Source organism: Paenibacillus helianthi (genome assembly GCF_001909055.1).
Lineage (GTDB): Bacteria > Bacillota > Bacilli > Paenibacillales > Paenibacillaceae > Paenibacillus_AQ > Paenibacillus_AQ helianthi.
Map to the genome: position 1 here is coordinate 1 of NZ_LVWI01000098.1, position 10,048 is coordinate 10,048.

The window sequence follows — 10,048 nt, forward strand, 5'->3', positions numbered from 1 at the left end:
TTGCTCGACACTTCCATTTTACCAAAGGGCGATTTCTTTTTGTGATTTTTGAAAGAATTGTAGGAACGTTCCCCCGCTTAAACAGCGGAGAGGACGGACTGATTGCGGAAAAGCGGTAGCGGTCGCCTTGCTCTCCGGATTTTTACCGCTACGGGAAATAAATAAAATCTGGAGAGCACAGCGATTGTAGCAACGGTCCGTTCGCGGAGCGTCCGCACCAAGTGCGCAAGTCCATCCAACTCAAAAACAGCGGGGCTGTCTCAAGTAGCCATTTCATGGCTTTTGAGACAGCCCCTTTTAAATTCCCCCGATAATCCAACTAGCGCATACCTATCAGTTAAAATTGATCTAAACTATAATTTCTCGAATATTCAGATTACGTTCTTTTGACAAATCTATAAATACCTCTTTCACTTTCACAAGGGGTCTGAAAAAATCCATAGGATTGTTCAATACAATTTCTCCTATGTGTCCATTGCTAAGCTGTACCTTTTTTCCAATCATATTAGGGAGCAGATTATGTATTAGCGCTTGCACGGGCTTCTCGTTCAATTTACCGAATCCAAGCTCATAAATTTCTTGAAGCACTATTGAGAAGTTTCGCCTCGGCTGTTCCGCAGGAGTAAATGTCTTGCTGATGAATTCATTGGCCACAGCAACAATCTGGGCATAGGGATGGATTTTATCTTTTTGTAATCCGAAAGGATAGCCTGTTCCGTCCTCCCTTTCGTGATGCTGCAGCGCCACTAATGCAGTTGTATCATTGTTCAACGATTTGCGGATAATCTGATAGCCTGCCGCAGTATGCTTCTGAAGCACCTTTTCTTCCTCATCATTTAATTGGCCGACCCGGTTACGGATGGATAACGGAACGCGACTCTTCCCGATATCATGGAGGTATCCTGCCTTGCTAATTTCAAGTCTTTCACTCTTCGGATAGCCTAGCCACGCAGCAATATAGTATGACAACAAACCAACCTGCAAGGAGTGATTGTAAATGGTCTCATCTTCTTTTTGGAAACTGAACAGTAGTGTAAGCACGTCTTTTTGCTCATCAAGCTGTTCCAACAAAGGCATTAGCGTCCATTTCACTTTCGATTGATCAAACTCTCCCGAGATTACAGCCTCCAAAAAGAAGGCTTGGTATTCCCTAATAGATTCATCATAATTATGTTTGACTCTCAGAGGACGTTCAGTACCATTAAATACCTCTCTTGCTATACGTTCTTCTACACTGCCCTCAACATCCACAAATTTAATGTTATGTTTATTCAGTAATGCAATATCCTCAAGACGGATTTTTGTCTTTTTTGCCAGCACATGAAGACCTTGACGGTTAAAAATATCGGTTTTCAGAACATCGCCGATCTTCAGTTTCTTAATATGTATTCTCACCTTGTGTCCCTCCGAAATAGATTAAGTCTTTATTATTCTATCGTATGAACACAACGTTTTATAAATAGTTCTTAACACCCCTCTCTGACCGATTCCGCATAACTTAATGCGCATCTTCTAACAAATGTTACCATGAGTAGGGTAATATAAAACCCTCGCCTCAATTATGGAGACGGGGGTTCATATCCATTATCTTGCGTTGTAGACGACAGGTGCTGAGACTTGCCTAGTTGTCCCTCACCCCAACTGCATCGTCGTAACGCAAGTATCGTCCTTCTCGAACGTGGAAATCTCGGATTCGGCTTTTTTGCCGTCATGCTCGATCGTTACCTGATAGGTCTGGTCCCGCGGCAGCCACAAATCGATGAATCCGTTGGGCTGGGATTTCACGGTTTGGTTGTCCATGACCTTAGTGCCGTCCGCGTCTTTGACCGAAATATTAAACTCTTCCTCGACCATCTCTCCCTGGCATCCGGTCAGATTATGGGTTGCACACGGATGTGTTTTCTCAACATAGGGGGCGATGGAGACGAAAAATTCGTCTGCCGGCAAAGGAAAGGTCGTAGATTTGCCATCACTCTCTTTAACAATAAGCTGTGTGGATGAAATAGACGCCGACTCGGCTTGTGCGGTCCGCATGCTGTAGCTTTGCACCATTTGCTTGAAGCTTGGGGTGTCCATTTCAACCGCAGCTGTATCCGGTTTGCTGCTCCCGTTCTTGTCTGTGGTTCCAGCTAACATATATGTTCCTATGGCAATAACAACCACTATTCCTGCGGCTACCAGAACTTTACTTCTCATCTGGACAATCCTCCTCCTGTCTCTTTCCCCTATTATAAGCGGGCGAGGACCGCTATAGACAAGACGAAAGCGTGACAAATCTCTGAAACAGCCCCTTTAGAACTCAAAAGAAAACTTGGCACTCCAATTCGCCCCTGCATCTTTGGTAAAATACAGGGTTGAGCTATTCAGATCCCGTACCGCCAGCCAGCCCTGATTATCATCTACGAAGGAGATGACACCTTCAAAGCCCAAAACCGTCTTGGAGTTGCTCCATGCCTGGCCGTTATTCTTGGTCACACCGGTGCCCACCATCTGGGCCGCAGGCTGATAGCCCACCATGAAGGCCGTCGTTTTGCCGACCAGCTGCATATTTCCCGGACTGCCCGAACCCGGTCCCTTCTTCACTTTGGCCGCTCCACTCCCTGGTGCCGGGCCGCCACCGGCAGTTTCCTGAGCAATGACCCGGGTCCAGCTGCTGCCAGCATTGGAGCTGCCATAGAGTGAATACGAGGTCTGCGACATTCCCGAACCACCGTAGAGTACGGTATACACCTGCGACGCATTCGCGTAAACTCTAGCATACTTCGGATCGCTATAAGCCGCGTTCATCATCCGCTTCCAACTGGCCCCGCCATCGGTGGTTCGCATCACCTGGTAGCCCCTACCTGGAACGATAACTACCGCCCAGCCGCTATTGCGGCTTGTGAAATCAGCTCCGCGCGTATTGGCCGGTGTAGTGATTTTGCTCCAACTGACCCCACCATTGTTCGTATAATAGGTAGAAGCACGGTTATAGCCAAACCCGGTTGTACTATCCAGGAATTCTATGCGTTCAAAAGTTACCATGTCAGAACCCAGCCGTTTCCAGGTTGAGCCGCCGTCCGTCGTTCGAATCAAGTACTTGGCTTGTCCATCCTGAACGGTTGCCAGGGCCCACCCATGTACATTATCCGGATAATCGATCTGCTGAAAGCTCCATTGTCCCTGATAGATCTCCTGAAAGTGACAGCCGCCATCCGAAGTCCCGATGAGAAAGCCGTTACCGGCCGCCCGGCCCGTATCCGCGTTCAGAAAATCCACAGCATCGAAGGTAAGTGGCTCCGAACTCCCATCTGTATGCTTCTTCTGCAGCTTCTGCAGAATTCCGTGATCCCCGCTACTGCAGGACGGTGTTGGTGTTGCTGGCGCCGCCGCTGCTGTCATTGAAGCTGCTGTCCCCCACCCTGCATAAGTGAGCAGACCTGCAGAGAGAAGGGTTAACGAGGTTAGCTGTAATCGTTTGGTCCATTTCATAGTTACACCTCCTAGGGTATATTTACCCTGTTTGGCCATCACGAAGCGTAGGTTGCAGGCGCCGTTCCGGACTTCCGGCGGGTGCTACTGATCAGCTTGTAATTAGGCTTGGTCATGAAGAGCCTCCTGAGTGGCTGGCAGCGGGCGGGAAGATGGGCTTGCAGACATTAAGCTGGAGAGTTTTTTGTAATTGAGCGAGAAGAGAATGCCCAGTACGGCTTCTGCAAGAATGATGAAATCCCTATTGGAGGTCACCAGCGGAACCGCAACAACACCAACGACGATAAGAACCCAAGGGACCGGATGATCCATGTAATGTTCTATGTAGCGGCCCAGCCACAGCAGGATTCTCATCGCCGCATAGGTGCAGACCAGAGCCAGACCCCACATCCATACAATATATAAGCGGCCCAGACCCAACCGGTCAAATGCCAGGATTAGGAACAGATGGGTAAACAGAAATAGTAGCGAATGCTTGCCGAAATACAGAATCAGATTTGTGGAAGTGTAGCTTTTTTTGCGTCTGAAGAGGTAGAAGACCCCGAACAACACCACCAGCGACAGCAGCAGATATTGCACGGACATATTATATTTAACAAAATCCGCTTCATGCACGCCTCCGTAACTGACTACGGCAAGCAGCAGCCCTGCACATAGAGCTAGAATGAGATTCACCCGATTACTGCACCGGTAGGCAAAGATTCCGGCCACAAACGCAAACATCCAGGGGAAATACGTAAACCCGATCGTCTCTGTGAACAAAACAGACTTGAGAGGGAAATCCGGCAAGCGGTGGCCGATGAAACCATGTACCGAATACGCTATCAGCGACAAAAGGAGGTATAAATAGAGTGGAGGTTTGAGGTATTTCTCCAGGAGGTATACACTGAGTACCCCGAGTGCGATGATCTGAGGAACATCCATAATCTTGAATGCCTGGATATCCGGTCTCCACATGAGATTATAAGAGAAGCCAATGACAGCGAACAGTGCATAAAAGCTAAGCATCGATCTGAAGCTTCGCCTGCGTGCCTGCAGCGTGGTTGTCACCCCCGAGACCGCAAAGAAAAGTACAGGAGCCAAACCGGCAACGATCTGAAACACACGTTCATTGCCATTAAAATAAAGCGGAATATGCGCCATAATCATCAAAATACAGCTAATCCCCTTGATTGCATCCAATGAATAGTCATATTCCTTCATCCGCTCACTTTCCTTTCATTTCATATGATTACACATCAATTATAAAAAGAACCCCAACTCCCCCTATTTATATAACGATCACGTAAGTATATCAACCAACTAAGGTAGTATTTGAAATAACTAGTTTGCACCATTGTTCTTACCTATTATTTCCTATAACCTAATGTATAACTTATATGTTAGGGGGCTGCCGCCAAGCCATGCAAGCACCGGACACATCTTCAGTGACAACTGCAGCAGAATCGACTTCCGCCACCGTAAGGACCCCTCGGCTCAAAGTGATCGACATGGTAAGAGGCATTACGATTCTGCTCGTTGTAGTAGGACATGCCGGCCTAACTCCAGTCGTTCTGAATGATATGTTCAGAGACTTCCGGCTTCCGCTGTTCTTCATCGTCTCCGGGTACCTCTTCAGCGCCTCCAAATATTTTGACAATTTCACCTCCCTGCTGCGTACCCGAATCGTTACCCTCGTCGTTCCCTATCTCTCTGCCGGACTCCTAAGCTACCTACTCTGGCTTACACTCCGAACCCTCGAGACCAATCACACCCCGGACATCGCTTGGCATGAACCTCTAGTGGCTATCGCTTACGGAACCTATTCCGGCGGCCTGCTCCTGAACATTCCCATCTGGTTCCTGGCCTGTCTGTTCATGACCCAGATTATTTTCTGCCTCAGTATGCGTTATCTGAGTGGACGCCCGCTCCTCCTGCAGCTTGCCGCCATGCTCTCATTAAGCCTGTCCGGCTATGCTCTAAGCACTGTAGCCTTCCTGCCCTGGAACATCGATGTCGCACTCGTTGCCCAGCTCTTCGTGTTCATCGGCTACCAGCTTAAGCAGCGTCAACTGCTCGGCAAGATCCGTATCTTCAACCTGGGCACCCTCCTACTAATAGTCATTTTCCTAGCCGCAGCCTACTTCAACAGCTATGTAGATATGAACAATAGGGAATACGGCAATCTGCTTCTTTTCTACACCGCCGGGATCGCCGGCAGCCTGCTCACCATCCAAATGACCCAACTGCTCTCCAAATCCAGATTCTTCACTGCCTTCCTCACCTACATCGGCCAAGAATCTCTCGCCATCCTGATCTTCCACTATGGTATCTTCATCCTGCTGCTGAACTTCATGGAGCACAACCTCTATGACAGCTACCTGAGCTGGTTCCCAACCACAGTGATAGCTGTTGCAGGGTCGCTAGGGCTCAGTATGGTGGTGAAGCGGGTGCCGGGGCTGGGGTTTTTGGTTGGGGGGAAGGCTTGAGCCTTATGCACACTCAGTTCCTAAAACAAAAAAATGGTGGAACAGAGATATCCTCTGCTCCACCATTACATCCATACCATTCGCATAGATTGTTGCAATCCTACTCTTTACTTGGTGCCGGGGTGTAAATGACAGTCTTCTCCACCGTAGTAACTTTTCCAAAGCTATTGGTAACCTTGAATACAAATTTGTTGCTGCCTTCAGCCAAAGTAACCGATTTATAGAAGCTTCCATAACTGCCTACCAGCTCGTCGTTCAAATAGATTTTTGGATTGCTGTCATTCAAGTCCGTAGCATTGCCGCTAAGCGTAAGCTGTTTGTTACTAGTCGTTTCGGGAGTATAGTCCAGAGTAAGAACGGGTGCGCCTACCGAAAATGTAATAGTCTTCGTAACAGGCTCTGAGCTTTTACCTAAATTGTCAGTTGCTTTGAAAGTGAAGACGTTTGCCCCTTCTTTTAGCGTTACAGACTTATTAAAAGAACCGTAACTGCCTACCAGTTCGTCATTCATGTAAATTTTTGGGCTTTGGTGATGACAGCCGAGCTTTTGCCATTCTGGAGTTTTTTCTAGTATTCATGGGTTGAGTTTACCATGTCCACTTTTCCAGTCTAGTTTAAGTCAGTTGCAAATAAGTAAAATATTTCCTTAGAATACTATTTTTTTCTATTCTTCATTTGTACAGCTACTAGCGGCTAAATTTCCGAAACACAGGTGGACGCTATCGCTCCCTGCAGCCCCAAAATCCCCCTAACAGCTACGTTCCCTCAAGTTTTCAAGTTCAATATAAAGTTTTAGTGAGAAAATCATAGCTGCTATGCAGTCATTTATGTAAATCTCATCCTTCAGTGTCCTGTTTGAAGTTGAATTTTTGCTGTTACTAGTCTTTAGAATCCAACCTATGTTTAGTTTTCTCCGACTTTACTCTCCAGCAAAAATTAAAAGTCAAATAGTATCCTTTTCTAAATCTATTCTCTAGCAAAGACTCAAAATATTTAGACTTAGGTGCAAAAAAGTTATCTACGCCTAAACCGTTGTAACTTCAGAGGTTTTGTAACCATTTGGATTTTTAGTTTGCCATATCCACGCATCGTAACACATTTCTTTGATCCCCTTTTCAGCCTTCCACCCTAATTCTCTATTCGCTTTTAGCACATCTGCATAACAAATAGCTATATCCCCTGGTCGACGTTCAACAATTCTAAAAGGAACCTTTTTACCTGTTACTTTTTCGAATGCATCGATTAATTCCATTACACTGTAACCAGAACCAGTACCTAAATTATATGCTTCATTTCCCTTAGATTCCTTCACCCTATTGATCGCACACAAGTGACCTTTTGCTAAATCAACAACATGAATATAATCTCTTACACCAGTTCCATCAAGAGTATCGTAGTCATTACCAAAAATTTTGAGTTCTTCTAACTTTCCGGAAGCGACTTGAGATATATAGGGTACTAAATTATTTGGAATCCCATTTGGATCTTCACCTATTAAACCGCTACTATGCGCACCTATTGGATTAAAGTACCTAAGAGTAGCAATACTCCAATCATGATCAGATATATATATATCTCCAAGTATCTTCTCTATCATCAATTTAGTTCTTCCATAAGGATTTGTTGCACCCAAAGGAGAACATTCACTGACCTTACCAAATTTACTTTGTGAATATACAGTAGCTGATGAGCTAAATATAAGCTTTTTCACATTATATTCAGACATCACCTCACACAGTGTTATCGTTCCATTTAAGTTATTTTTATAGTAATTAAGTGGATTAAGTACTGATTCGCCAACTGCCTTAAAGCCTGCTAAATGCACAACAATGTCAATTTTATGTTCTAAAAATATCTTTTCAAGTCTATTATGATCACTTAGGTCAAAATTATAGAATTTTATTTTTTTTCTCGTGATTTCTTCCACTCTGACTATGGATTCAATATTACTATTGGACAAATTATCAATTACTATTACTTCGTACCCATCATTTAATAGTTCTATGCATGTATGACTACCAATAAACCCGGCTCCCCCAGTCACTAAAACAATCATGAAAAGCCTCCTTAATCCATAATTTTATTGGCGATTCAAAAAAACATTTAATCAAATTTTAGAAACTGCTAAGATATTGACAATAGTATTAATCACAAAATCCTGATCTTCCACAGAAAGGTCTGACCCTGAAGGTAGACAAATACCATCTAAATAAAGTTGATCTGACACACTCATATTTTCCATATGTTTAAAATACTCACAATCACTAAACAGTGGCTGTAAATGTAGAGGTTTCCAAACTGGTCTGGATTCTATATTGTATTTTGATAATTCGTTAATCAGTTCTAATGAGGAAATACCCGCCATCTTTTTATTGATTGTTAATGTAGTCAACCATCTGGTAGAACGACTCTCCTTTAACTCAGGCATAAAATTAAACCCCGGAATGTTTGATAAAGCAACATGATATCTATTAAAAACTTCGCGCTTTGCATTTATATATTCATCTAATACTTTTAGTTGACCTCGCCCAATCCCAGCCAATATATTACTAAGCCTATAGTTATACCCCACTTCAATATGTTCATAATGTAACACTTTTTCACGGGATTGAGTTGACCAAAATCTTGCCTTCTCAATAGATTCAACATTATTTGAAATTAGCATTCCACCACCTGAAGTAGTTATTATTTTGTTACCATTAAACGAGTACACCCCATATTCCCCAAACGTCCCACTAGCCTTTCCATTATAAGTAGCACCTAAAGATTCCGCAGCATCCTCAATAATAGGTACATTATATTTCTGGCATAAAGGAACTATAGAGTTCATTTCTGCACTTTGTCCGTAAAGATTCACAACGATTATTGCTTTAGGCAAATTATTCATTGAATTAGCTTTATTTAGTGCCTTTTCCAGCGCAACTGGAGACATATTCCAAGAGTATGGTTCCGAGTCAATGAATACTGGTTTTGCTCCTAAGTATAAAATTGGATTTGCACTAGCAACAAAAGTTAATGAAGAGCAAAAGACTATATCTCCTTTACCAATCTCTAATAGTTTGAGCGCTAAATGAATTGCAGAAGTACCGGAACTTAAAGCTAGACCAGCGTTAGAATTCACGTAATTGCATAGCTCTTTTTCAAATTCGTCAACATTGGGTCCAAGTGGAGCTACCCAGTTAGACTCGAATGCTTCATTAATATATGTTTGCTCGTATCCACCCATGTTTGGTGGCGAAAGATATATTCTCTCACGTTTCATTTTTCAATCTCATCCTTTCCAGCAACTTTTATATATTTCTATATTGGGGAAAATAGTTATTAATTGAATTTGGATTACTCATATTTCGCAAACTGCAGAGTAAATCATAAAGATACTTATTATGAATTTTCTTCCCCACAAAAAAAGGAACTTCATTTAATGGTGCAAAACTTTTTTTGTAATTAAATATCCCATCGTTTGCCGTATATCCTCCACCTAATAAAAAATATCTTATACCTTTTTCCTTAGCCCATAAACTCACTTTATGCTTTAGTAAGTTATTTGGGCAGACCTGGAAGTACTCCGATAAAGTACCACCTAAAAAAGAATATATACAATTTCCGTCAAATAGCAACAATTCTGTGGAAATAATCTTGTTTTGATAAACAGCATGAAAATATACTACATTGTGTCTCATTTTATTTATTGATTCAAAAAACTCAGCAGAGAAATAGTAAAACTTATCCGCTTCATTTCTATTCATAGTATGATTATATATATCAAAAAACTCGTTGAAATGAACCAGATCAGTATCAATAATAATCGAAACTCCATTTTGCATTGCCTTTTTTATACTTTTCCTATTACTATGTTTGTAACTTTTCAGCAATTCTTCTTCTGTATTAAAATCATCAAAGTCCAGATATATATTCATATTACTAGTTTGAACATCCATGAATTTTGTATAAATTTCTTTATCATGTATTAAGGGGTGGAATCTTACAAATTCAGATACAATATTTTCTTTAATACAATAATTGTTGAACTCTTCATAGAATATCTCCAATAACTCTTCGGTCCTACTTCCTATTGTGAGCTCTATGAGCGGTCCTCCATATCCATAAGG

At 42.9% G+C, this 10,048-nt stretch carries 9 protein-coding genes; 1 reads left to right on the plus strand and 8 read right to left on the minus strand.

Annotation, left to right across the window (positions count from 1 at the left end; all coding sequences use genetic code 11):
• Positions 1-348: 348 nt before the first annotated feature.
• From A3844_RS29740 to A3844_RS29755, 4 genes are all read right to left on the minus strand, one after another.
• Positions 349-1,395, minus strand: coding sequence for an HD-GYP domain-containing protein (locus A3844_RS29740; protein ID WP_074109379.1), 1,047 nt, complete (start codon positions 1,393-1,395; stop codon positions 349-351).
• Positions 1,396-1,632: 237 nt separating this feature from the next.
• Positions 1,633-2,196 (minus strand): CueP family metal-binding protein, encoded by a 564-nt coding sequence (locus A3844_RS29745; RefSeq protein WP_074109380.1) that lies wholly within the window; start codon positions 2,194-2,196, stop codon positions 1,633-1,635.
• A gap of 96 nt (positions 2,197-2,292) precedes the next feature.
• Entirely contained in the window at positions 2,293-3,471 is a 1,179-nt protein-coding gene (locus A3844_RS29750) for a beta propeller repeat protein (protein WP_083607091.1), read from the minus strand.
• 102 nt (positions 3,472-3,573) lie between these two features.
• Positions 3,574-4,674, minus strand: a complete 1,101-nt coding sequence (locus tag A3844_RS29755) for a hypothetical protein (protein ID WP_074109382.1) — start codon at positions 4,672-4,674, stop codon at positions 3,574-3,576.
• 200 nt (positions 4,675-4,874) lie between these two features.
• Here A3844_RS29755 and A3844_RS29760 point away from each other — a divergent pair, with 200 nt between their 5' ends.
• Positions 4,875-5,939, plus strand: a complete 1,065-nt coding sequence (locus tag A3844_RS29760; RefSeq protein ID WP_074086551.1) for an acyltransferase family protein — start codon at positions 4,875-4,877, stop codon at positions 5,937-5,939.
• Positions 5,940-6,039: 100 nt separating this feature from the next.
• Here the strand turns inward: A3844_RS29760 and A3844_RS29765 are convergent, their stop codons facing one another.
• From A3844_RS29765 to A3844_RS29780, 4 genes are all read right to left on the minus strand, one after another.
• A complete protein-coding gene (locus A3844_RS29765; protein ID WP_074109383.1) occupies positions 6,040-6,450 on the minus strand; it encodes a hypothetical protein in 411 nt (136 codons plus the stop codon).
• 513 nt (positions 6,451-6,963) lie between these two features.
• Positions 6,964-7,995, minus strand: coding sequence for a UDP-glucose 4-epimerase GalE (gene galE, locus A3844_RS29770; RefSeq protein WP_074109384.1), 1,032 nt, complete (start codon positions 7,993-7,995; stop codon positions 6,964-6,966).
• A 51-nt stretch (positions 7,996-8,046) separates the two neighbouring features.
• Positions 8,047-9,201 carry a DegT/DnrJ/EryC1/StrS family aminotransferase gene (locus A3844_RS29775; protein ID WP_074109385.1) on the minus strand — a complete coding sequence of 385 codons (1,155 nt, stop codon included), beginning with the start codon at positions 9,199-9,201 and terminating at the stop codon, positions 8,047-8,049.
• A gap of 28 nt (positions 9,202-9,229) precedes the next feature.
• A partial coding sequence (locus A3844_RS29780; RefSeq protein ID WP_143192203.1) for a lipid II:glycine glycyltransferase FemX occupies positions 9,230-10,048 on the minus strand: 819 nt, incomplete at its 5' end.